The 22,742-nt window shown below is 65.0% G+C and carries 22 protein-coding genes; 15 read left to right on the top strand and 7 right to left on the bottom strand.

From position 1 onward, the window contains the following. Positions 1-28: 28 nt before the first annotated feature. Complete coding sequence (gene salA / locus RRX38_RS03465) at positions 29-1,306, bottom strand: salicylate 1-monooxygenase (RefSeq protein ID WP_315961551.1); 1,278 nt, start codon at positions 1,304-1,306, stop codon at positions 29-31. Positions 1,307-1,442: 136 nt separating this feature from the next. Between salA and RRX38_RS03460 the strand changes: the two genes are divergently transcribed. Next, complete coding sequence (locus RRX38_RS03460; RefSeq protein WP_315961550.1) at positions 1,443-2,342, top strand: LysR family transcriptional regulator; 900 nt, start codon at positions 1,443-1,445, stop codon at positions 2,340-2,342. 69 nt (positions 2,343-2,411) lie between these two features. Here the strand turns inward: RRX38_RS03460 and RRX38_RS03455 are convergent, their stop codons facing one another. Beyond that, positions 2,412-2,600, bottom strand: coding sequence for a metallothionein (locus tag RRX38_RS03455; RefSeq protein ID WP_315961549.1), 189 nt, complete (start codon positions 2,598-2,600; stop codon positions 2,412-2,414). A 256-nt stretch (positions 2,601-2,856) separates the two neighbouring features. Between RRX38_RS03455 and lldD the strand changes: the two genes are divergently transcribed. After that, the gene (lldD, locus tag RRX38_RS03450) at positions 2,857-4,002 is read left to right on the top strand and encodes an FMN-dependent L-lactate dehydrogenase LldD (protein ID WP_315961548.1); all 1,146 of its coding nucleotides are present in this window, start codon (positions 2,857-2,859) and stop codon (positions 4,000-4,002) included. Here lldD and RRX38_RS03445 read toward each other — a convergent pair. Continuing rightward, positions 3,965-4,939, bottom strand: coding sequence for a LysR family transcriptional regulator (locus RRX38_RS03445; protein WP_315961547.1), 975 nt, complete (start codon positions 4,937-4,939; stop codon positions 3,965-3,967). The genes lldD and RRX38_RS03445 overlap by 38 nt on opposite strands. 147 nt (positions 4,940-5,086) lie before the next feature. Here RRX38_RS03445 and RRX38_RS03440 point away from each other — a divergent pair, with 147 nt between their 5' ends. The 4 genes from RRX38_RS03440 to aldA are packed head-to-tail and all read left to right on the top strand — an operon-like array spanning position 5,087 to position 9,869. Beyond that, entirely contained in the window at positions 5,087-6,385 is a 1,299-nt protein-coding gene (locus RRX38_RS03440; protein ID WP_315961546.1) for an MFS transporter, read from the top strand. 16 nt (positions 6,386-6,401) lie between these two features. Further along, positions 6,402-7,586, top strand: coding sequence for an L-rhamnonate dehydratase (gene rhmD / locus RRX38_RS03435; protein WP_315961545.1), 1,185 nt, complete (start codon positions 6,402-6,404; stop codon positions 7,584-7,586). Positions 7,587-7,614: 28 nt separating this feature from the next. Then, entirely contained in the window at positions 7,615-8,415 is an 801-nt protein-coding gene (locus tag RRX38_RS03430; protein ID WP_315961544.1) for an HpcH/HpaI aldolase/citrate lyase family protein, read from the top strand. Positions 8,416-8,435: 20 nt separating this feature from the next. After that, entirely contained in the window at positions 8,436-9,869 is a 1,434-nt protein-coding gene (gene aldA / locus RRX38_RS03425; protein ID WP_315961543.1) for an aldehyde dehydrogenase, read from the top strand. A 95-nt stretch (positions 9,870-9,964) separates the two neighbouring features. Here the strand turns inward: aldA and RRX38_RS03420 are convergent, their stop codons facing one another. The 3 genes from RRX38_RS03420 to RRX38_RS03410 form a co-directional block, all read right to left on the bottom strand. Beyond that, complete coding sequence (locus RRX38_RS03420) at positions 9,965-11,323, bottom strand: APC family permease (protein ID WP_315961542.1); 1,359 nt, start codon at positions 11,321-11,323, stop codon at positions 9,965-9,967. 215 nt (positions 11,324-11,538) lie between these two features. Continuing rightward, positions 11,539-13,248: an amidase gene (locus tag RRX38_RS03415; RefSeq protein ID WP_315961541.1), complete on the bottom strand. Its 1,710-nt coding sequence runs from the start codon at positions 13,246-13,248 to the stop codon at positions 11,539-11,541. Between the two features lie 183 nt (positions 13,249-13,431). Beyond that, positions 13,432-13,947 (bottom strand): ferritin-like domain-containing protein, encoded by a 516-nt coding sequence (locus tag RRX38_RS03410; RefSeq protein ID WP_315961540.1) that lies wholly within the window; start codon positions 13,945-13,947, stop codon positions 13,432-13,434. Positions 13,948-14,130: 183 nt separating this feature from the next. Here RRX38_RS03410 and RRX38_RS03405 point away from each other — a divergent pair, with 183 nt between their 5' ends. The 3 genes from RRX38_RS03405 to RRX38_RS03395 all read left to right on the top strand — a co-directional run bounded on the left by RRX38_RS03405 (position 14,131) and on the right by RRX38_RS03395 (position 16,403). After that, positions 14,131-14,637, top strand: a complete 507-nt coding sequence (locus tag RRX38_RS03405) for a hypothetical protein (RefSeq protein WP_315961539.1) — start codon at positions 14,131-14,133, stop codon at positions 14,635-14,637. A 12-nt stretch (positions 14,638-14,649) separates the two neighbouring features. After that, a complete protein-coding gene (locus tag RRX38_RS03400; protein ID WP_315961538.1) occupies positions 14,650-15,093 on the top strand; it encodes a DUF421 domain-containing protein in 444 nt (147 codons plus the stop codon). 116 nt (positions 15,094-15,209) lie between these two features. Beyond that, the gene (locus RRX38_RS03395; protein WP_315961537.1) at positions 15,210-16,403 is read left to right on the top strand and encodes an MFS transporter; all 1,194 of its coding nucleotides are present in this window, start codon (positions 15,210-15,212) and stop codon (positions 16,401-16,403) included. A gap of 13 nt (positions 16,404-16,416) precedes the next feature. Here RRX38_RS03395 and RRX38_RS03390 read toward each other — a convergent pair whose 3' ends face one another. Beyond that, entirely contained in the window at positions 16,417-16,977 is a 561-nt protein-coding gene (locus tag RRX38_RS03390; RefSeq protein ID WP_315961536.1) for a DUF6891 domain-containing protein, read from the bottom strand. A gap of 304 nt (positions 16,978-17,281) precedes the next feature. Between RRX38_RS03390 and RRX38_RS03385 the strand changes: the two genes are divergently transcribed. The 6 genes from RRX38_RS03385 to RRX38_RS03360 are packed head-to-tail and all read left to right on the top strand — an operon-like array spanning position 17,282 to position 22,688. Further along, positions 17,282-18,133: an STAS domain-containing protein gene (locus RRX38_RS03385; protein WP_315961535.1), complete on the top strand. Its 852-nt coding sequence runs from the start codon at positions 17,282-17,284 to the stop codon at positions 18,131-18,133. A 4-nt stretch (positions 18,134-18,137) separates the two neighbouring features. Beyond that, positions 18,138-18,500: an STAS domain-containing protein gene (locus tag RRX38_RS03380; protein ID WP_315961534.1), complete on the top strand. Its 363-nt coding sequence runs from the start codon at positions 18,138-18,140 to the stop codon at positions 18,498-18,500. Continuing rightward, positions 18,497-18,901, top strand: coding sequence for an anti-sigma regulatory factor (locus RRX38_RS03375; protein ID WP_315961533.1), 405 nt, complete (start codon positions 18,497-18,499; stop codon positions 18,899-18,901). The genes RRX38_RS03380 and RRX38_RS03375 overlap by 4 nt, the downstream gene beginning before the upstream one ends. Continuing rightward, positions 18,898-19,902 carry an ATP-binding protein gene (locus RRX38_RS03370; protein WP_315962627.1) on the top strand — a complete coding sequence of 335 codons (1,005 nt, stop codon included), beginning with the start codon at positions 18,898-18,900 and terminating at the stop codon, positions 19,900-19,902. The genes RRX38_RS03375 and RRX38_RS03370 overlap by 4 nt, the downstream gene beginning before the upstream one ends. Next, positions 19,895-20,755, top strand: a complete 861-nt coding sequence (locus tag RRX38_RS03365) for a sensor histidine kinase (RefSeq protein WP_315961532.1) — start codon at positions 19,895-19,897, stop codon at positions 20,753-20,755. The genes RRX38_RS03370 and RRX38_RS03365 overlap by 8 nt, the downstream gene beginning before the upstream one ends. Then, entirely contained in the window at positions 20,745-22,688 is a 1,944-nt protein-coding gene (locus RRX38_RS03360; RefSeq protein ID WP_315961531.1) for a response regulator, read from the top strand. Before RRX38_RS03365 ends, RRX38_RS03360 begins: the two co-directional genes overlap by 11 nt. The last annotated feature ends 54 nt before the right edge of the window (positions 22,689-22,742 follow it).

Here is a 22,742-nt window from a genome sequence, read left to right as displayed (position 1 = left end):
CTCTTTCTTGTTGTTGTGATCCAGCGCGTCAGGCGTTCTGCAGCGCGTCGAGGGCCTGTTTGGCCTGGCGCAGATCGCCGTGCAGGTCGTGGTCCCACAGCCAGGCGAAGCGTTCGGCGAGGGTCTGGCCGAGCAACACTGGGTCTGCCGCCGTGGCCGGGTCACGCAGTTCGTAGAGTTCGCCGGCTTCACGCGAGGTGCGCTGCACCCGGCAGGCGCGAGGCCGACGCACCGCGTCGTAGGCAGCCAGCAGCGCCTGTACATCGGCGCCGGCGAGCGGCGCGTCACCCAGCAGACGGGCCAGCAGCCAGGCATCTTCCAGCCCCTGCCCGGCGCCTGCGCCCTGGTGCGGCAACATGGCATGCGCAGCGTCGCCGATCAGCGCCACCCGACCATGCACATAGCCGGGCAGCTCGGCCAGGTCGTGCAAGGCCCACAGCGTCGGTGCGCCGATGCAGTGCAGCAAGACCCGTGCAGCAGCCCCCCAGCCGACGAAGGCGTCGAGCATTTCCGCCTGGCTGGCTTCGCGCACCCAGGGTTGCCCGGCCGGCCACTCCGGCTCGGCCCGGCTGCGATCGGAGATGAATGCCACCACATTGATCAGGCGGCCCTGTTTGACCGGGAAGGTCAGGATGTGGGCATCGAGCCCCAGGTACATCTGTGGCACGTCGATCAGATGCTCGTCCAGGTCGTGCTCACGGTAGGCGGCGCGCAGCACCTGACTGTCGATCAGCCCGCGATAGGCCCGCGTGCCGCTGTAGCGCGGCTGGGCCAGTGGCGCACCGAGGCCGGCCAGCACATGGTCACGTATCGACGACTTGATGCCGTCGGCGCCGATCAGCAGATCGCAGGTGTGCGAGCTGCCGTCCGCGAAGCTCAGCCGCACCTGGTCATCGGCCTGCTGTACCTGCACCGCGCGCTTGGCGAAACAGGCGACGCCCTCTGGCAGGCGGCTGGCCAAGGCGTCGAGAAAGTCGGCGCGATGCACCGACGACTGCCCGACCCCCGGTGCCACGCTGGCGCCCAGGTAGCCAGCATCGACGCCGCGCCGCCATTCGAACCACACGTCCTGCCAGGGCGCGGGGGTCTGGTCGGCGATCTGCCGGTAGGCTTCACCGATACCCAGGCCACCGATGGCGCGCACGGCGTTGGCGCCGAACGACACGCCCGCCCCCACTTCGCCGAAGGCGGCGGCGGATTCGAACAGGCGAACTTGAAGGTGGGCGTGACGACACAGATCCAGTGCCAGGGCGATGCCAGCGATGCCGCCGCCGACGATTGCGATACGCAAGGAAGCTTGTTGCATGAGGGTTACCCGTCGGGCTGCTTGTTATTGGAATGAGCCCATCATGCGGCCGCTTGCGATATTGATAAATGCCGCAAAGAATATAGCCATTATCACGGTGATGAATATTGCATCACCCTGCATCACAGGACCTGCCATGAACCTGCGTGATCTCGACCTGAATCTGCTGCTGGTCCTGCATCAACTGTTGCTCGACCGCCAGGTCTCGGTGGCCGCCGAACACCTGGGCCTGAGCCAGCCGGCCATGAGCAACGCCCTGAAGCGTCTGCGCTTCGCCCTGCAGGATGACCTGTTCGTGCGTACCGGCCGGGGCATGCAGCCGACCCCATACGCCCAGAGCCTCGCCGAGCCGGTGGCCCAGGCCATCGGCCTGTTGAGCCAGGCGCTGGTGCGCACGGCCGCCTTCGACCCCGCCAACAGTGAACGCCCGTTCACCCTGGCGATGACCGACATCGGCGAGATCTGGTTCATGCCTCGGCTGATCGAAACGCTACTGCAGCGCGCGCCGGGCGTCTCAGTGACCACCGTGCGCAGCGACGCGCAACTCTCCGAAGCGCTGGCCAGCGGCGCCATCGACCTGGCCGTGGGCCTGCAGCCCAACCTGCAGAGTGGCTTCTACCAGCGGCGCCTGTTCGTGCATCGCTACGTGTGCCTGTGCCGCCGCGACCACCCACTGACACGGCAGCCCATGAGCATTGAAGGGTTCTGCGACCACGGCCACATCCATGTAGCGGCGGCCAGCACCGGACACGGCGAAGTCGAACAATACCTGCGCCGCGCCGGGGTCAAGCGCGATATCCGCCTGCAGGTGCCACACTTCGTCGCGGTGGGGCACATTCTGCAACGCAGTGACCTGTTGGCCACGGTACCGGAACGCTTCGCCGACACCTGCCTGGAACCCTTCGATCTGGTCGCCCTGCCCTTGCCGGTGCCATTGCCGGAAATCGCCATCAACCTGTTCTGGCACGCGCGCTTCCACAAGGAACCGGCCAACCAGTGGTTCCGCGAATTGATGTTCGAGCTGTTCAGCGACTGATCATGGCCGTTCGCGGCCACTGCAGGAGCGGCTTGAGTCGAACAAGCCGCTCCCGCCATACGGCGTCGCTCAGTGCGCGGCACCGGCCGTGTCGCCGCAGTGGCAATGTTGGTCGTTACATGGACGGTCGTGAGGATGGTGTTCAGCGCAGGCCTGGCAGCAATAGGCCTTGCCAGCGCTGATGACTGCCTTGCCCGGCTCGACCTGGCATTTGCAGCCCTCGCATGCACAAACGGAATTGACTGGTTTCTCGGACATGACGCCTCCTGCTGGCAGATTGAAAGACCATCGGCGACCGCCTGATGACCTTCAATTTGGAAAGTTACGCCGACAAGGGGTTGCAATTGGACAGACCAACGGTCTCGATCACCCATAACCTCAAGGTATCGGTGCTTAACAACGTGCGATTGGTGGGTCATCGTAGAGGACCGCTAGACTGTGCAGCAGGCTCAATGCGCCAGGCCCGACAGGCAGGCCGCAAGTCAGCATTCCAAGACAATAACGAGAAACCGCCATGATCATTTCGGCCTGCAGCGATTACCGCGCCGTTGCCCAGCGCACACTGCCGCCTTTCCTGTTTCATTACATCGATGGCGGCGCCTACGCCGAGCACACCTTGCGCCGCAACGTCGCCGACCTGGCGGATGTCGCCTTGCGGCAACGGGTACTGCGCGACATGTCGGAGTTGAGCCTGCGCACTCAGGTGCTGGGCGAAGAGCTGGCCATGCCGGTAGCCCTCGCCCCTGTGGGCCTGACCGGCATGTACGCACGCCGTGGCGAGGTGCAGGCGGCCCGGGCGGCGGCGCAACACGGCGTGCCGTTCACGCTGTCGACCGTGTCGGTATGCCCCCTCGAAGAAGTTGCCCCCGCCATCGACCGCCCCATGTGGTTCCAGCTCTACGTGCTCAAGGACCGCGGCTTCATGAAGAACGCCCTGGAGCGCGCTAGGGCCGCCGGGGTGAGCACCTTGGTATTCACCGTCGACATGCCGGTGCCCGGCGCCCGCTATCGCGATGCCCATTCTGGAATGAGCGGCCCGAACGCGCCTTTCAGGCGTCTGCTGCAGGCCGTCACCCACCCGCGTTGGGCCTGGGATGTCGGCCTGCGCGGCAAGCCTCACGATCTGGGCAATATTTCCACCTATCGCGGCCATCCCACCGGACTGGCCGATTACATTGGCTGGCTGGGGGCCAATTTCGACCCGTCGATCGGCTGGAAGGACCTGGAATGGATTCGTGAGTTCTGGGACGGGCCGATGATCATCAAGGGCATTCTCGATGCCCAGGACGCCCGCGATGCGGTGAGTTTCGGCGCCAACGGCATCGTGGTGTCCAACCATGGCGGGCGCCAGCTCGATGGCGTGCCGTCGACTGCCAGGGCGTTGCCAGCCATTGCCGATGCGGTAAAGGGCGAGCTGGCGATTCTTGCCGACTCAGGCGTGCGCAATGGGCTCGATGTGGTGCGCATGATCGCGCTGGGCGCCGATTGCGTGATGCTCGGTCGCGCCTTCGTCTATGCCCTGGCGGCAGCGGGTGGCGCAGGCGTCAGCCACCTGCTGGAACTGATCGAAAAGGAAATGCGCGTGGCCATGGTGCTGACCGGTGCCCGCACCATCAGCGAAATCAGCCGCGACTCGCTGGTACAGGCTGATCCGGGTTGAACGACCCGCTAGCGTCCTGACGATGCTCGCGCAGCAACTCGATGAACAACTGCAATTCGCGACTGACCGGTTCGTCCTTGCGGCGCAATAGGCCAAACGGCGCCATCTGCGCTTCCAGGCTGAGCGGCAAGGCGGTGACCAGGCCCATCTTCAGGTAGTCGCGCATCGCTGATTCGGACAACACCATGATCGCGTCGGTCAGTTGCACCAGCTGTTGCATCGAGTACACCGAACTGCATTCGATGATGTCCGCCGGCGTCGGCAATTCAAGGCGTTGCAGGGCCTGGTCGAAGGCCATGCGTGCCGGGCTGGACTGTGGCTGCAGGATCCACGGCCAGTCACGCACCAGCTCCTCCCACTCCAGTGCCGGTCGCCGGGCCAAGGCGTGGCCGCTGTGGACCACCGCGATCAACCGCTCGTTGCCCAGTGGTTCGAACTCGTACTGGTCGCGGTCATGGCTGGGGCTGCGCCGGGTCACGGCGATGTCCACCCGCCCCTGTTCCAGGAGCTGCACCACCTGGTCGCTGGTGTCGCCCATGATGCGCAGGCGCAAGCGCGGGTTCAGTTGCTTGATTCGCGCCACCGCGTGCATGACCAGGTCAGGGGCGGCGCCCATGATGGTGCCGATCGACAGGTAGCCATAGCCGCCCTCCTTGCGCGCCGCCAAGTCGGCGGCGCAGCGGTCCAGGCCGCTCAGGGCCGATTCGGCGAAGCGCAGCAGCTCGCGCCCCAGTGCGGTGGGGCGCATGCCGCGTGGCAGGCGCTCGAACAGCTCACAGCCGAACATGTCCTCGATCTCCTGCAGCATGCGGCTGGCCGCAGGCTGCGACATGTTCATGCTCACCGAAGCACGGTGCAGATTGAGGCTGGAGCCGAGCATCAGCAGCATTTGCAGATGCTTGTAGCGCAGCCGGCCAAAGAGTTGCTGGCCATTCATGGCAACCTCCCGCTCAGGATCGATAACCCCAGGGTATCGACTAACAGCTTATTTCGATTGGTGGCGCATCATAAACAGGCGGTAGAGTTCGTTCCAGCACAAGATCTGCTGTTGCTCAGTTCGATAAATCCAAAAAAGGAAACTGACGTGAACACACTCCCCGCCTCGCTGCTGGCCAAGGTCTCCTGGCGCCTGCTGCCCTTCCTGCTGCTCATGTACATCATGGCCTTCCTCGACCGCGCCAATGTCGGGTTCGCCAAACAGACCTTCCAGGCCGACACCGGCATCGGTGACGCCGCCTTCGCCTTTGGCGCCGGGGTATTCTTCGTCGGCTACGCGCTGTTGGAAGTGCCCAGCAACCTGATCATGCACCGCGTCGGCGCGCGCCTGTGGATGTGCCGGATCATGGTGACCTGGGGCCTGGTGTCGGCGGCGATGATGTTCGCCCACGACGAAATGACCTTCTACGTGCTGCGCTTTCTGCTGGGCGTTGCCGAAGCGGGCTTCTTCCCCGGCGTCATTCTTTATCTGACCTACTGGTTCCCCAGCGCCGTACGCGGCAAGGCCATGGGCTTCTTCTACTTCGGCGCGCCGCTGGCCTTCATCTTCGGCAGCCCGTTGTCGGGCCTGCTGCTGGAACTGGACGGCCTGCTCGGCGCTCGCGGCTGGCAGTGGCTGTTCGCCGTAGAGGGCCTGCTGGCCAGTGCGGTGGGCGTGTGGGCGTACTTCTACCTGGACAATCGCCCGGCTGACGCCAAGTGGCTGAGCGCCGAGGAACGCAGCCAGCTGCAGACCGTGCTCGACGCCGAAGACCGCGAAAAGCAACGCCACGGCAGCCTGCTCGGGGTACTGTGCCAGCCCGCCGTTCTGTACCTGTGCCTGATCTACCTGTTGATCCAGGCCAGCGTGTATGGCGTGGTGTTCTACCTGCCCAGCCAGGTCGCCGGGCTACTGGGCACCAAGGTCGGGCTGATGGTCGGCATCGTCAGTGCCATTCCCTGGCTGTGCGCCCTGCTCGCAGCGTGGAAAGTCCCGGCGATCGCTGATCGCAGCGGCCAGCGTCGCCGCGTCGCGGCCCTCACTCTGCTGATCTCCGGGCTGGGTATAGCGGCCTCGGTTTCGGTGTCCAGCCCGGTACTCGGCATTCTCGCCCTGTGCTTCGCAGCCTCCGGTTTCATTGCCGTGCAGCCGGTGTTCTGGACCTTTCCCGGCAGCTTCCTGGCCGGCTCGGCCGCCGCCGGGGCCATCGCCCTGATCAATTCCTTCGGCGCCCTGGGCGGTTTCATCGCCCCCATCCTCAAGAACTGGGCCGAAGGCGTCTTTCAGTCGCCGGCTGCTGGTCTCTACCTGCTGGCCGTCACCACGCTGATCGCAGCGGTCCTGGTGCTGGGCATCCGCGCCAAGGCCCCTTCCGTGCCCCACAAACAACCCACCTTTCAACATTGATCAAGAGGCTCACCCCATGGCCACACCGACCATCAAGCACGTTCGCGCCTACGTTTTGCGCGGCGGCGGCGCCGATTACCACGACCAGGGCGACGGCCACTGGATCGACGACCATATCGCCACGCCGATGAGCAAATACCCGGAGTACCGGCAGAGCCGACGCAGCTTCGGCATCAACGTGCTCGGCACTCTCGTGGTGGAGATCGAAGACAGCGACGGCAACATCGGTTTCGCCGTGACCAACGGCGGCGAACCGGCTGCGTTCATCGTGGAAAAACACCTGGCGCGTTTCGTCGAGGGCGCCAGGGTCACCGACATCGAACGCATCTGGGACCAGATGTACCTGTCTTCGCAGTACTACGGTCGCAAAGGGCTGGTCATCAACACGCTGTCGGGCATCGACCTGGCGCTCTGGGACCTGCTCGGCAAGGTTCGCCAGGAGCCAGTACACCAATTGCTGGGGGGCGCGGTGCGTGATGAGCTGCAGTTCTACGCCACCGGCGCGCGCCCGGACCTGGCGCAACAGATGGGTTTCATCGGCGGCAAATTGCCGCTGCACCATGGCCCGGCCGAGGGCGAGGAAGGCCTGCGCAAGAACCTCGAAGAACTGGCGGTGATGCGCGAGCGGGTCGGCAAGGATTTCTGGCTGATGCTCGACTGCTGGATGAGCCTGGACCTCAACTACGCGACTCGCCTGGCCCACGGCGCCCAGGAGTTCGGCCTGAAGTGGATCGAAGAGGCGCTGTCGCCGGACGACTACTGGGGCTACGCCGCGCTGCGCAAGAACGTGCCCAACGGCATGCTGGTCACCACCGGCGAGCACGAGGCCACCCGCTGGGGCTTTCGCATGCTCCTGGAAATGGGCTGCTGCGACATCATCCAGCCGGATGTCGGCTGGTGCGGCGGCCTCACCGAGCTGATCAAGATTTCCGCGCTGGCAGACGCCCACGGCGCCATGGTCGTACCCCACGGCTCGTCGGTCTACAGCTACCACTTCGTCGCCACCCGCACCAATAGTCCGTTCGCCGAGTTCCTGATGATGGCGCCCAAGGCCGATCAGGTGGTGCCCATGTTCCATCCGCAACTGCTGGGTGAACCCGTGCCGGAGAACGGCCGCATGCGCCTGTCGCGCCTGGACCAACCGGGCTTTGGCGTGACGCTGAATCCCGAGTGCCAACTGCACCGCCCCTACACGCACTGAGCCCTCATTAGCCCTCTGGGAGTCTTCCATGATTCTGCCTCGCAACCCTTTCAAGGCCGGTCTCGCCCATGGCGAGCCCCTGTACGGCATCTGGGCCGGCTTTGCCCACCCTTATGCCACGGAGATCACCGCCAGCTTCGGCTATGACTGGATGCTGATCGACGGGGAACATGCCCCCAACACCGTGCCGTCGATCCTTGCCCAACTGCAGGCCGTCGCGCCTTATCACACTGCCCCGGTGGTGCGTGCGGTGGGCCATGACCAACTACTGATCAAGCAATTGCTGGATATCGGCGTGCAGACGCTGATGATCCCCATGGTGGAAAGCGCCGAACAGGCCCGCGCGCTGGTCCAGGCCATGCGCTACCCACCCCACGGCTTTCGCGGCGTCGGCGGTGGCCTGACCCGCGCTACGCGCTGGGACGCCGTACCTGACTATATTCTCGACGCACAACGCGAGCTGTGCCTGATCGTCCAGGTGGAGTCGCGTGCCGGCATCGACAATGCCGCCGCCATCGCCGCCGTGGAGGGCGTGGACGCCGTGTTCATCGGGCCGGCCGACCTGTCCACCGGACTGGGCCATGTCGGCAACCCTTCGCACCGCGAGGTCCAGCAGTGCATCCGCCAGGCCATCGACGCGACCCTGGCCGCCGGCAAGGCTTGCGGCATTCTCGCCCCCGCCGAAGACGACGCCCGTCGCTACCAGGCCTGGGGTTGCCAGTTCATCGCCGTGGGCATCGACATCAGCCTGATGCGCCAGGCCGCGCTGAATAACCTGGCGCGCTACCGCGACCTCACAGCGGCGCCGTCGACCTCACGCACCTACTAAAAGAACAAGGAGTGATCACCATGACTTCAGTGCCTGTCTATCAGAACTACATCAATGGTGAGTTCGTCACCAGCGCCGAGCATCTGGACGTCTTCAACCCGGCCACCGGCGCCCTGCTGGCTCAGGTCCCGGCCTCGGACGCCGTGCAGGTGGACGATGCCCTGGCCGCTGCTCGCAAGGCCCAACCCGGCTGGGCACGGCGCACCGCCCAGGAGCGCGCCGGCTACCTGCGGCGCATTGCCGCGAAGATCCGTGAGCAGGTGCCGCACCTGGCCCGCACCATCACCCTGGAACAGGGCAAGATCAGCGCGCTGGCCGAGGTGGAGGTGAATTTCACGGCGGATTACCTGGACTACATGGCTGAATGGGCCCGGCGCATGGAGGGTGAGATCCTCAGCAGCGACCGCCCCGGCGAAAACATCTTCCTGTTGCGCAAGCCCCTGGGCGTGGTAGCCGGCATCCTGCCGTGGAATTTCCCGTTCTTCCTCATCGCCCGCAAGATGGCCCCGGCGCTGCTGACCGGCAACACCATCGTCATCAAGCCGAGTGAGGAAACGCCGAACAACTGCTTCGAATTTGCTCGGCTGGTGGCCGAGACCGAGCTGCCGGCGGGTGTCTTCAACGTGGTTTGCGGTGATGGCCGTATCGGTGCCGCGCTGAGCGCGCACCCGGCTGTTGATATGGTCAGCTTCACCGGCAGCGTGGAAACCGGCGCACGCATAATGGCCGCCGCTGCCCCCCACATCACCAAGCTCAACCTCGAGCTGGGTGGCAAGGCGCCGGCCATCGTCCTGGCCGATGCCGACCTGGACCTGGCGGTGAAATCCATCCGCGATTCACGGATCATCAACACCGGACAGGTCTGCAACTGCGCCGAGCGCGTCTATGTGGAGCGCAAGGTGGCCGAGCCGTTCATCGAACGGATTGCCGCCGCCATGGCCGCAACCCGGTATGGGGATCCAGTGGCCGACTCGCAAGTGGAAATGGGTCCGTTGATCAACCGCCGAGGGCTGGACGGCGTGGCTGCCAAGGTGGCCAAGGCGATCGATCAGGGCGCACAGTTGATCACCGGCGGGCAGATTGCCGACCTGGGCGCCGGCTTTCATTACCAGCCCACGGTGCTCGCCGGCTGTACGGCGGACATGGAAATCATGCGCAAGGAGATCTTCGGCCCGGTGCTGCCGATCCAGATCGTCGACGACCTCGACGAAGCCATCGCCCTGGCCAACGATTGCGAGTACGGCCTGACCTCGTCGCTGTACACCCGCGACCTCAACAAGGCCATGCAGGCCATGCGCGAGATCGACTTCGGCGAAACCTACATCAACCGCGAGAACTTCGAGGCCATGCAGGGCTTCCACGCCGGGGTGCGCAAGTCTGGCATCGGCGGTGCCGACGGCAAGCACGGCCTGTACGAGTACACCCATACCCACGTGGTGTACCTGCAGACCTGACAGCCACGCGCTAGCGCGAAAGCCTTTACATCCGCAAAACGAGCTGGCGCCCTGAGCACTTGTCGCTTCGGGCCAGCCATCTCACTCTCCTGCCCTTAGCCGGCCTCGGAAAAGTCCACCTGCCGCACCGGGCGCCGGAAGCCGGCGGTGAGCACCGCGAGATAGATCAGCCCGACCGCGAACCAGCACAGGCCGATGACCAGGGTCAGGCCCGACAGGCTGGTCCACAGCCACAGCGTCAGCCCCAGGCCGATCAGCGGCACCAGGCCATAGTGCAAGAGTGCCTTGGCATCGCGCTGCGGCTGCTCGCCGAACAGGTGGGTGCGGATCACTGCCAGGTTGACCGCCGAGAAGGCCACCAGGGCGCCGAAGCTGATCAGCGAGGCCAGGGTCGCCAGGTCGAAGACGATGGCCATCAATGACACCAGCGACACCAGCACGATGGGCGTCACCGGCGTACCGTAGCGCGGTGACAGGCTGCCGAACCAGCGCACTGGCAGCAGGCGGTCGCGGCCCATGCTGTAGATGATCCGTGACACGGCCGCCTGCGAGGCCAGCGCCGAACCCAGGTTGCCGGCCACGTAGGCGGCGGTGAAGAAGTTGGCGAGGAACTGCCCGCCGGCCTTGATCATGACCTCGGTAGCAGCGGCGTCGGTGTTCTCGAAGTGAGTGCCCGGCAACACCAGCTGGCTGATGTAGGACAGCAATGCGAACAGCACACCGGCCACCAGGGTGGTCAGCAAAATCGCCAGCGGTACGTCGCGCCGTGCGTCACGGGTTTCTTCGGCCAGGGTCGATACGGCATCGAAGCCCAGGAACGAAAGACACAGGATCGCGGCACCCGCCATCAGCGCGCCGAACCCCGGCTGGCTGCCATCGCCGAGCAGCGGCGCCCACAGGTCGAGTACCGGCGCACCGGACAAACTCCGCCAGGACAGCACCACGAACACCAGGATGAACAGGAACTGGGCACCGACGATCAGGTTGCTGACCTTGGTCACCGACTGGATGCCGATCACGTTCAGCGCAGTGACCAGGCTGATCGACGCGACGATGAACACCCAGGACGGGATGTGCGGGAAGGCGATATTGAGGAACAGCCCGATCAACAGGTAGTTGATCATCGGGATGAACAGGTAGTCGAGCAGCAGCGACCAGCCGGCCAGGAAGCCCACGTTGGGCCCGAAGGCCAGGTTGGTATAGGAATACGCGGAGCCGGCGATCGGGTAGCGGCGCACCATCACCCCATAGGACAACGCGGTGAAGAGGATCGCCACCAGGGTTATCAGGTAGGCACTGACGGTGCGCCCGCCAGTGGTCTCGGTGACGATACCGTAGGTGGTGAAGACGGTCAGCGGGACCATGTACACCAGGCCGAAGAACACCAGGGCCGGCAGGCCCAGGACGCGACGCAGGCGTTGGTCGCCAAGGGAAGAATCATGTGTGCTGGTCATCGTTGTTGCCCGTTGCTGATTTGTCGTTATGTCGTTACGAGGCAGTGTGGAAGCCTTCAATGAAGGGCCACGTTCAAGCGCGTGCATCCATGCAGTCATTGTTATGGGCGAGCGACGCCGCGCCGGGCCTACAGGCCGTGGCGTGACGAAGCTGGGGTTTGGAGCCCGCAAGGCCCGGCGAGATGCCGGACCTTGCCTGGCTGGCCGATCCTGGCTCAGCCCTGGGTCAGAGGCGGCGTGCGCGGCGGCACGCGGCGGCGCTGGCCGGTGGCTTCGAAGGCCGAGGCCAGGCGCAGCAAGGCGTTGTCGTCATAGGCGCGACCGGCGAAGGTCAGCCCCACCGGCATGCCGATGTCATCCATGACGCCCATGGGCACGGTCACCGTCGGCACGCCCAGGTGACGGATCGCCAGGTTGCCGTTGGCCACCCAGACACCGTTGCGCCAGGCAATGTCGTTGGACGCCGGGTTGACGTCGGAATCGGCCGGTGCCACGTCGGCGACCGCCGGGAAGATTACCGCGTCGAAGCCCTGGCGCTGCATCCACTCCTCCAGGTCGATGCGTCGGGTTTGCTCCAGGCCGCGCAGGCCGTCGGGCAGCGTGGCAATCTGCTCGAAGGGCGTAATGCCCCGCTTGGCCATGTTCACGTATTCATCCATGCCCGCCGCCAGATCATCCTCGCGATTGGGCAAGGTGCCAGGGTCATGGGGAAAGATCTGCGGCCCATCGACATCTTCCAGGCGGTTCAGCTTGGGGTCACCGTTGGCCCGCAGGAAATCGTCGAAGGCCCAGCCAGACAGCTCCCACAGTTCGTCATGCAGGAACTCTTTGCTGACCAGGCCACGGTTGAACACCGTCGGCGCGCCGGGGCGGTCGCCTTCGCAGTTGGACACCAGCGGGAAATCGCTCTCGATCACTTCGGCACCGGCGGCTTCCAGGGCCTGGCGCGCCTGCTCCCAGAGCGCAATGACCGTCGGCCGGGTATCGATGCGTTGGCCAGTCGGGCCGCCGATGCCCGGTTTTTCACTGGTGCCCATGTCCGGGTCACGGTTGATGAACATCTTCGGCACCGCGAAACGCTTGCCGGCCAGGGCTTCGCTGCCAGCGGCCAATGCCGGGTAGGAGGCCGGGCGCACCGAGCTGGCCTTGGGGATCGGCACCCACGGCTGGCGACGCCACAGGTCGCCACGGGTCTCGGGGTCGTCGGCCACCAGCACATCGAGCACTTCCAGCAGGTCGGCCATGGTGCGTGCATACGGCACCACCACGTCCATGGTCGGCGTCAACGGCCAGTTGCCACGAATGGAGATCACCCCGCGCGAGGGCGTGTAGGCACACAAACCATTGTTGGAGGCCGGGCCTCGGCCACTGGACCAGGTCTCCTCGGCCATGCCGAAGGCGCAAAAGCTGGCCGCCGTGGCGGTGCCGGCGCCATTGGAAGAGCCAGAGGCAAACGGCGCGGTAAGGTAATCGGCGTTGTAGGGGCTTTCGGCGCGGCCATAGACGCCCCGTTGCATGCCGCCATTGGCCATGGGCGGCATGTTGGTCTTGCCCAGGCAGATGGCACCGGCGGCACGCAGGCGCTCGATGGTGAAGGCATCCTTCTGCGCTACCAGGTCCTTGAATGCCGGGCTGCCGGACGCGGCGGTCAGCCCCTTGACCAGATAGCTGTCCTTGGCGGTGTAGGGAATGCCGTCCAGCGGGCCGAGGGTCTGGCCCTTGGCGCGCCGGGCGTCGGAAGCCTCGGCTTCTTTCAGGGCCTCCGGGTTGCGCACCACCACGGCATTCAACGCCGTGGCACTGCCAGGCACGTCGAACGCCTCGATGCGCGCCAGGTAGGCCTTGACCAGTTCGACGGCCGTGGTACGCCCGCTTTGCAGGGCTTCACGCAGTTGGGCGATGGAAACTTCGGTGACTTCTATCATGGACCTGTTCACTCTGATTCTGATCGAAACGCTGCCCGGCATCATACAGCCCGGACCAGGGCAGCGTCGGCTTTGCTCGCGCCAGGAGGGTGTCGCGCATTCTCGACAGGGCAAAAAGCCTGCGTCAATAAGCAGCCCTGCACAGTCCCATTGCACGACAGCCCGGATCAGAACCGCTGCGACTCAGACCTTGGCCTCCTGGTCCGGTGCCTGAGAACGGCTGAGATACTGGCGGGTCAGCTCCGGCAAATGCTCGCGAAGCCAGTCCGCCATGTCGATTTCCTCGGACAGGCTGGCTTCGCAGGCCGAGCGGGTTTCCGGGTCGTGGGCAGCATTGGCAGCCGCGATCAGCACCGTGTACATGGCAATCTCGACGTTCTCGAACACATAGCTGGCCATGGCGCCCTTGATCACTTCATCACTCATGGTCATGCCGCTGACACCCTGGGCGAAGGCCATCAGCTTGGCGCCGAGGTCCTTGAGCGTCGATGGACTGTCATTCAAGCGCTGCAGACATTCGCCGATACGCGCCTGCTGTCCGCGAGTCTCTTGCAGATGCTGGTCGATACGGCGCTTGAGCTGCGGATAGTGCTCCAGCCGCTCGCTCTGCGCCTGCAGCATCTTCTCGGCCTGCTGTTCCATGGCATGCGCATCACGCAGCCAGTCCAGCAGATTTTCCTGGGGGGTTGTGGTGGTCATGGTCATCTCCTCCTCTCAGAGACGCGGTAGAAGCACCGGCGGCCAGCGAGGTTCACGCCCAGGGACCAATGGCCGACGGTTTTCTACCAACGGTCATTGGCGCGCGCGCGCCCCGGTTGAGCAAGTGGCGTTGCCGCGCGGTCTATCCTTCAACAGGACCCGAGGGCTGGCAGGCATCCGATGATGAGCGATGAAGAGTTCAGCGACCGCAAGGCACCGATTCGGGAAAACATGGCCTTGCAACGCCGCACCTGGCGTTTCGAGCGGGTGGGCTGGCTGGCCCTGATCATGTTGGTGGCGCTCGCGCTGGGCGGGCTGTTTTCCAAGGGGCCGCTCAGCCAGGTGACGCGCAGCAGCGCCGACGGACGCTTGCAGGTCGAGTACCAGCGTTTCAGCCGCAATGGCGCCCAGGAGAGCCTGATCGTCACCAGCCACGGCGCGCCCGGTGAAATGCGCTGGCTGGTGCTGGGCAGCGGCCTGCTGAAAGGCTACTCGATCGAATTCCAGACGCCCGAGCCTGGGCCTTCGCGCAGCCAGGGCCAGGACCTGCTGATTCCCATGCAGGGCGACGAACAGGGCGTGGCCACGCTGTACCTGACCTTGCGCAGCGACGGCGTCGGTCTGTATCGCGGCAGCCTGGGGCTGCGAGGGCAGCCCGCCTTGTCGCTGAGTAAATTCATCTACCCCTGAAGGAAGCCGTTCATGGATGCCGTATTACGTGCTGCCGCGATGTACCTGGCCCTGGTGGTGCTGTTCAAGATTGCCGGGCGACGCTCACTGGCTGACCTCACCACCTTCGACTTCGTCCTGCTGCTGATCGTCGGCGAGGCCACCCAGCAGGCCTTGTTGGGTGACGACTTCTCCGTCACCAATTCGCTGCTGATCATTGCCACGCTGATCGCCATCGATGTCGGCTTCTCGCGCCTGAAACAGCGCTCACCGCGCCTGGCCAGCCTGCTCGACGGCGGCCCGACGATCGTCGTCGAAGACGGCAAATGGCTGCGCCAGCGCATGAAGGAAGCGCGCATCACCGAGGCCGACATACTCGAGGCGGCGCGCTCCGGGCCAGGCCTGATCAGCCTGGAGGAGATTCGCTACGCGATCATCGAGCGAAATGGCAGCCTGTCCATCATTCCCTACAACTGACACGGCATCGGCCGGGTACTGTCAGGCGCGCCAGCGACCGGCTAAGCTGCGCACCTGCCGCTTTTCCATAGCCACCGCCTGCCCGCTCAGGCCTGGCCGTTTGCCAAGGATCACGCTTGACCAGTTCCACATCACCCGCCCGCCCCAACCTGCCGAAAATCGTCCTGCTGGGTCTGTTGCAGATCCTCTCTTGGGGCGGTTCCTTCTACCTGCTCGGCGTACTGGCCGGGCCGATTGCCCGGGACACCGGCTGGCCGCAGCCCTGGGTGCTGGGTGGTGCCTCGCTGGGCCTGCTGGTCGCGGCGCTGCTGTCCCCGCTGTGCGGGCGGATGATCGCCCGGGTCGGCGGACGCCAGGTGCTGGCGGTGCACAGCCTGATCCTCGCCGCCGGCCTGGGCCTGATGGCGCTGGCGCCGAACCTGCCGATGTTCCTGCTGGCCTGGGTGGTGCTCGGCGCGGCCATGGCCACCGGGCTGTATGACGCGCTGTTCACTTCGCTGGGTGCCATGTATGGCATGAAGGCCCGACCGATCATCGTCGGCGTGACGCTGATTTCCGGGTTCTGCACCACGGTGGTATGGCCATTGCTGGCGATCATGGAGCACGCCATGGGCTGGCGAATGACCTGCGCCTTGCTGGGCGCGCTGGCAGCGCTGCTGCTGTTTCCGCTGTACCGCTACGCCCTGGAGCCTCATACGCCGGTGCAGCGCAGCGCCCACGCCGTAAAGGGCAACGAGGATGCGCTGGAACCCGCGCTGTACTGGGCCATGACCCTGCTGTTTGCCATCGCGGCGGCATTGATGACCGGCGTATCGATCGTGCTCATCACGGTGCTGCAGGATCGCGGCCACAGCCTGGCCTCGGCCATTGCCATGGCCGCGTTGATCGGCCCGGCCCAGGTGCTGTGCCGCATCATCGACCTGCTGGCGCAGCGCCAGGCGCCCTTGTTCACCGCCCTGCTGTCCAGCGGCATGACGGCCCTGGGTCTGCTGCTGGTGGACTTCGTGCCCGACCTGGTGATCTGGGGCCTGCTGTGCTACGGCGTCGGCAACGGCCTGCGCGCCATCGTCAAGAGCACCCTGCCCATGGTCGTGGTGGCTCCGGCGGACTATGCGCTGGTGTCCGGGCGCATGGCACGGCCCGCGTTGCTGGCCCAGGCCGTGGCGCCACTGGCCTGTGGCTATGTCCTCGGGCATTACGGCAGCACCGCGATGCTGCACCTGCTTGCCGCCCTGGCGCTGCTGGCCTTCGGTCTTTGCCTGTGGCTGGCCGTGCTGATACGCCAGAACACCCGCCGCGCAGCTGGCTGAGCCGCCCCAGCATTCAGTGCAGGTGGCGGCGCTGCCAGGTGAAGCCGACCAGGTCGATGCGCTGCTTCACGCTGCCGTCCCAGTGCACCTCGAAGCCCGCCGCGCGGCACAACTGGCCGATGCGCTGGGCCACCTGCAAGGCCTGCTCAGGGTCATCGCTCATGGCACCGAAGGCGAGCATCAGACCGCCTTCCTGAATCGACCTTTCGATGTCCTGGCCGTGGTAGAAGCAGTAGCCGTGATAGTGTCCCTCGGGCGCCTCATGCAACGCCTCGGCAATCTCCGCGAAGCCGTCCGACATGGTGTAGCCGGCATTGTCCAGGGCGCATATGCCTTCTTCATGCAACTGCTCGAACAGCGCGTCGAGCCGCTCGCAGTCGGTCTTGGCCGGCCAATGCCGCTCGGCTTCGCGCTTGCGCTGCAGCTCAGGAGCGATCAGGCCCTTGAGCATGGCCACGTCGCACTCCCCGTCGAGGACGTCATCGACCATTTCGTCCATTTCTTCTGCCGAGTAATAGCCCGACCATACCCACAGGCGGATCGAGTCGGCGATGTACTGTTCGTCTTCGTTCATGCGCAACGCTTCCGTAAATTCAGAGGGGCAACGCCAATGACCGCAGCGACCCGACACGGTTCAAGCGTATACTTGCCCGCGCATGCCATTTAATGGCCATCACAGCTGGTCATGGCTGTCAAACCCTTTATTTCTGCGACTTTGATACAGTTGTTTCAACTATTTTGAACCCTTGGGGTCTGTAACCTCTGTACGAAAGGCCGAGGAGCGCTGCATGAGCCAGCGCCCGGGCTTTCGCACACAGCGAGCCTTACGCCGGACTTTATATGGGGAGCCGGCGTTCAATATTTCGGGAGCATGTCACATGGCGGTAATGCAGGTCGGCACCATCGAGGCGATCCGTAACAAACACCCGCAACTGCTGGACGAATGGACCGTGGGGCTGCGCAAGAGCGGCGCCGGGCGCAACATCAAAGAGCAAGATCTGTCGCAACAGACCGCCGAATTCCTCACCCTGTTCACCAGCGCACTGGAAAGTGGCGCCGACATCAACCTGGCCGCCGCGCAGTGGGCGCCGATTCGCCAGTTCCTGGAGAAGCTCTCGGCCAGCCGCGCGTTGCTCGGCCATGACTCGCAGCAGACGGCGAGCTTCATCTTTGCCCTCAAGGGCCCACTGTTCAGCCTGCTGCAGAAGCACTACCAGAATGAGCCCGAGCAACTGGCCGAGCAGCTCTGGGAAGTCTCCGAGCTGTTCGATGCCTTCGGCCTGCACACCATCGCCACCTTCCAGAAGTCCCGCGAAGCCGTCATCAAGCGTCAGCAGGAAGAGCTGCTCGAGCTGTCTACCCCGGTGGTCAAGCTCTGGGATGGCGTACTGGCGCTGCCGATGATCGGCACCCTGGACTCGCAGCGTACGCAGATGGTCATGGAATCGCTACTGCAACGCATCGTCGACACCGGCTCGGAAATCGCCATCATCGACATCACCGGCGTGCCCACCGTAGATACGCTGGTGGCCCAGCACCTGCTCAAGACCATTACCGCGATCCGCCTGATGGGCGCCGACTGCATCATCAGCGGCGTGCGGCCACAGATTGCCCAGACCATCGTGCACCTAGGCGTCGACCTGCAAGGGGTGATCACCAAGGCCAACCTCGCCGATGCGCTGAAGCTGGCGCTGACCCGCCAGGGTGTCGTTCTCGACAAAAAGGCCTGAACCCATGGATAGAATCCCCATCCTGCGCATGGGCGAGTTCCTGCTGGTGACCATTCAGGTCGACATGCATGACCAGCTGGCCCTCAACCTGCAGAACGACCTGGCCGACCTCATCAGCCGTACCTCGGCGCGTGGTGTGCTGATCGACATCTCGGCGCTGGACATGGTCGACTCGTTCATCGGCCGCATGATCGGCACCATCTCCGGCCTGTCGCGCATCATGGATGCCGAAACCATGCTGGTCGGCATGCAGCCGGCCGTAGCCATCACCCTGGTGGAACTGGGCATGAACCTGCCCGGCGTCAGCACCGCCCTGACCGTGGAGCGCGGCATGCAGCGCTTGCGCGAACGGGTGGCGCAGCGATGATCGAACGCAGCAGCGGTACCCAGGCGGTACGCGTCGAACAGGATGTGGTCCTGGCCCGCCAGGTGGCGCGCAAGCTGGCCACCGAATGCGGCATGCGCCTGGTCGATCTGACCAAGATGGTCACTGCAGTCAGCGAGCTGGCCCGCAATACGGTGATCTACGGCGGCGGTGGCGACATGGACTGGCAGATCCTCGAAGACAGCACCCGGGTCGGGCTGCGCCTGACCTTCCGTGACGAGGGGCCGGGCATACCCGACATCCAGCTGGCCCTCACCGATGGCTGGACCTCCGGCGGCGGCCTGGGCCTGGGCCTGACCGGTGCCCGCCGGCTGGTTGACGAATTCGAACTGGACACCGCCCCTGGCCAGGGCACGCGAGTCACGATTACCCGATGGACATGACGATCAGCGGCACCCAAACGCAGGTTCTGCCCATTCAGGAAAGCAGCCAGGTCGGCCATGCCCGCCGCGTGGCGCAGGGCCTGGCCCAGGCGCACGGGCTGGACGAAACCGATGCCGGACGCGTTGCACTGCTGGCCACCGAAATGGCCAGCAACCTGCTCAAGCACGCGGGACACGGCGAGCTGCACCTGCGCGCTCTGCCCCGACCGACTGGCTTCGCCATCGAACTGCAATCGGTGGATCGCGCCCAGGGCTTCGACCTGGACACCTGCCTGGCCGATGGTTTTTCCACCGGCGGCACCCAGGGCATCGGCCTCGGCGCGCTGATGCGCATGGCCAGCGTTTTCGACGCCTATGCCGACCACCGCGGCGCCGTGTTGCTGGCACGGGTACAGCGACGTGACGATACCGACGCCGACCTGCCGTTCGGCGTCGTGCAGCGCGCCCTGCACGATGCCCCGGCCTGCGGCGATGTCTGGCACCTGACCTGGCAGGGCCAGGATTTCAGCGCTCTGGTCATCGACGGCCTGGGCCACGGCGAGGAGGCCGAACAGGCCGCCCGCGCCGGCGAGCAAGCGTTCGCCCAGGCGCCCTTCCAGGCACCGGGCCGGTTGATGGACAGCCTGCACCAGGCCATGACCTCGACACGTGGCGGTGCGGCGGCCTTCGCCCAGTACCGCGCCGGGCAGCTGACCTACACCGGGATCGGCAACATCGGCGCCAGCCTGATCAATGCCGAGCGCGCCCGCGGCCTGGCCTCGCATCCGGGCATCGTCGGCGTGCAATACCGCAAGTCGCAAAGCTTCGATTACCAACCGGTCGGCGCTCATCGGCTGATCCTGTACAGCGACGGCCTGCAGTCACGCTGGAATCTGCAGGACTATCCCGGCCTGGTGCATCGCCACCCCGCCGTCATCGCCAGCATCCTGCACCGGGACTTCTGCCGTGGCCGTGACGACGTGACCGTATTGGTGCTGAACCTGGAGGACCCTCATGAGTGATCTCAACGAGCAGGCTGCCCTGCTCTGTCGCCTGCAACAGGAAAACGCAGCGCTGCGCGCCGAACTGGATGAAACCAACCAGGGCGTGCTGGCGCTGTATGCCGAGCTGGACACCCAGGCCGAGCAGTTGCGCGAGGCTTCGGATCTCAAGAGTCGTTTCCTGTCGTACATGAGCCACGAGTTCCGCACGCCGCTGGGCTCGATCCTGAGCATCACCAGCCTGCTGGCCGACGAACTGGACGGCCCGCTGAGCCCCGAACAGCACAAGCAGGTCGCGTTCGTCAGTACCGCTGCCCGCGAGTTGAGCGATATGGTGGATGACCTGCTGGACCTGGCCAAGATCGAGGCCGGGCGCATATCCATCTCGCCGGCCTGGTTCGACATGTTCGATCTGTTCGCCGCCCTGCGTGGCATGTTCAGGCCCATCGTCGATGCCACCAATGTCGACCTGATCTTCGAAGCGCCGGAGGGCCTGCCGGCGCTGTTCACCGACGACAAGAAGCTGGCGCAGATCCTGCGCAACTTCATTTCCAACTCGCTGAAGTTCACCACCCAGGGCGAAGTGCGGGTGTCTGCACGCCTGGAAGGCGGGGAACGGGTGCGCTTCGCGGTCAGCGATACCGGCATCGGCATCGACCCGCAGTTGCACGACAAGCTGTTCGAAGACTTCTCCCAGGTGGACTCGCCGCTGCAGAAGAAATTGCGTGGCACCGGTCTGGGCCTGTCGCTGTGCAAGCGCTTCGCAGAACTGCTCGGTGGCGAAGTCGGCGTCGACAGCACCCCAGGCGTTGGCTCGTGCTTCTACGTGATCATTCCGCTGGCGCTGGCCACGGAGACGGCCGATGAAGCCTGACAGCCGGCTGCTGATCGTCGATGACAACGCCGCCACGCGCTACGCCCTACGCCGGCGCCTGGAAAGCCACGGCTACCGTGTACTGGAAGCTGGCACCGGTGGCGAGGGGCTGGCACTGATCGCCAGCGAACAACCCGACGCCCTGATTCTCGACGTCAACCTGCCCGATATCAGCGGCTTCGACATCGTACGCCGCCTGCGCAGCGACCCGGCAACGACCCTGTTGCCGGTCATCCATGTGTCCGCCGCGTCGATCATGACCAACGACATCATCACCGGGCTGGATGCCGGTGCCGATGCCTATCTGGTCCACCCGGTAGACCCGGACGTGCTGCTGGCGACCCTGCGCACCTTGCTGCGGGTACGCGACACCGAGCGCGCCTTGCGCGAGAGCGAGGCGCGGTTTCGCGAAATCTTCCTCAATGTCTCGGCGCCCATCGCCGTGCTGGATGCCGATCTCAAGGTACAAGAGTGCAATGGTGCCTTCGCCCAGCTGATCCAGGACAACCTCGACTGCGCGCAGCTGTCGGCCTGCTTCGCCGATGGCCAACAGGACATGCTTGAAGAGATGCGCCTGCGCATGGGCTGTGGCGAGCGCTGGAAGGGCTCGCTGAACATGCGGGTACTGGGGCAGTTGCGTGAAACCGAATGGCAGGTTGCCCCTTATCGTTCCTCGGCACTGAGCCTGGTGTTCGTCGAAGACGTTACCGAGCACCGTCTGCGCGAGCGCGCCCACCTCGCCCGCCTGGACGATGCCACCACGCAATTGGCGGTGCAGATAGCCGAACGAGCACAGACCGAGGCTCAGCTGCTGCAAGTGCAGAAGATGGACGCCCTGGGCAATCTCACCGGCGGCATCGCCCACGACTTCAATAACCTGCTGACCGGTATCATCACCAGCCTGCAACTGATCGAGAAACGCCTGGACGCCGGGCGCCTGGAAAAGGTGCCACTCTACGTCCAGGCTGCGCTGGGTTCGGCGATGAGTGCCGCCGGCCTGACCCAACGGCTGCTGGCCTTCGCCCGCAAGCAGCCGCTGGACACGCGCCCGGTGGACATCAACGAACGCATCCTGTCACTGGAAGAGCTGCTGGTGCGCAGCATCGGCGAACGCATCGTACTGGGCCTGGAACTGAGCATGCATCCGGCGGTAGCGATGGTCGACACCAGCCAGCTGGAAAACGCCGTGCTCAACCTGGTCATCAATGCCCGCGATGCGCTGCCCCACGGCGGGCACATCTGGATTTCCACCTACACCGCACACGCCAGTGGCGACCCCAACCTGGCCGATGGCACCTACGTGGCGCTGGCAGTACGCGATGACGGTACCGGTATCGATCACACGCTGCTCGACAAGGTCTTCGACCCCTTCTTCACCACCAAGCCCCTGGGCCAGGGCACCGGCCTGGGCCTGTCGAGTATCTATGGCTTTGCCCGTCAGTCAGGTGGACACGCGAGTATCCGCAGTGTGTCCGGACGCGGCACCGAAGTGACCATCATGCTGCCGGCCAGCCGCGAGCCCGTGCCTGTGCAACCTTTGCCTTCGGCGACACCGAAGCGCGGGGCGGGACAGCTGGTGCTGCTGGTGGACGACATCGCCTCGGTGCGCCTGTTCGTCGCCGAAGTGCTGGAAGATGCCGGTTATCGATGCCTGGCCTGCAGCGACGTCGACAGCGCACTGCAACAGCTGCGTGACAATGACAGCATCCACCTGCTGCTCACCGACATTGGCCTGCCGCGCATGAGCGGTCGTGAACTGGCGCGCCAGGCGCGCAGCCTGCGTCCCGACCTGCCCGTGCTGTACATGACCGGCTACGCCGCCGGGACTACTGATCGCCAGGCGTTTCTCGACGCGGGAACCGACCTGCTGATCAAGCCGTTCCAGATCCACGAGCTGCTCGAACGGGTTCAACGCCTGCTATCTGGGGTTTGACCGGGGGTAAAAAAGACCGAACTCGTGGCTGCCGGCCTTCTCCAATCTTTTACA

Source organism: Pseudomonas sp. DTU_2021_1001937_2_SI_NGA_ILE_001 (assembly GCF_032463525.1).
Taxonomy (GTDB): domain Bacteria; phylum Pseudomonadota; class Gammaproteobacteria; order Pseudomonadales; family Pseudomonadaceae; genus Aquipseudomonas.
Note: the sequence above shows the minus strand (reverse complement) of the source record. Positions and strands in the feature narration are given on the sequence as shown.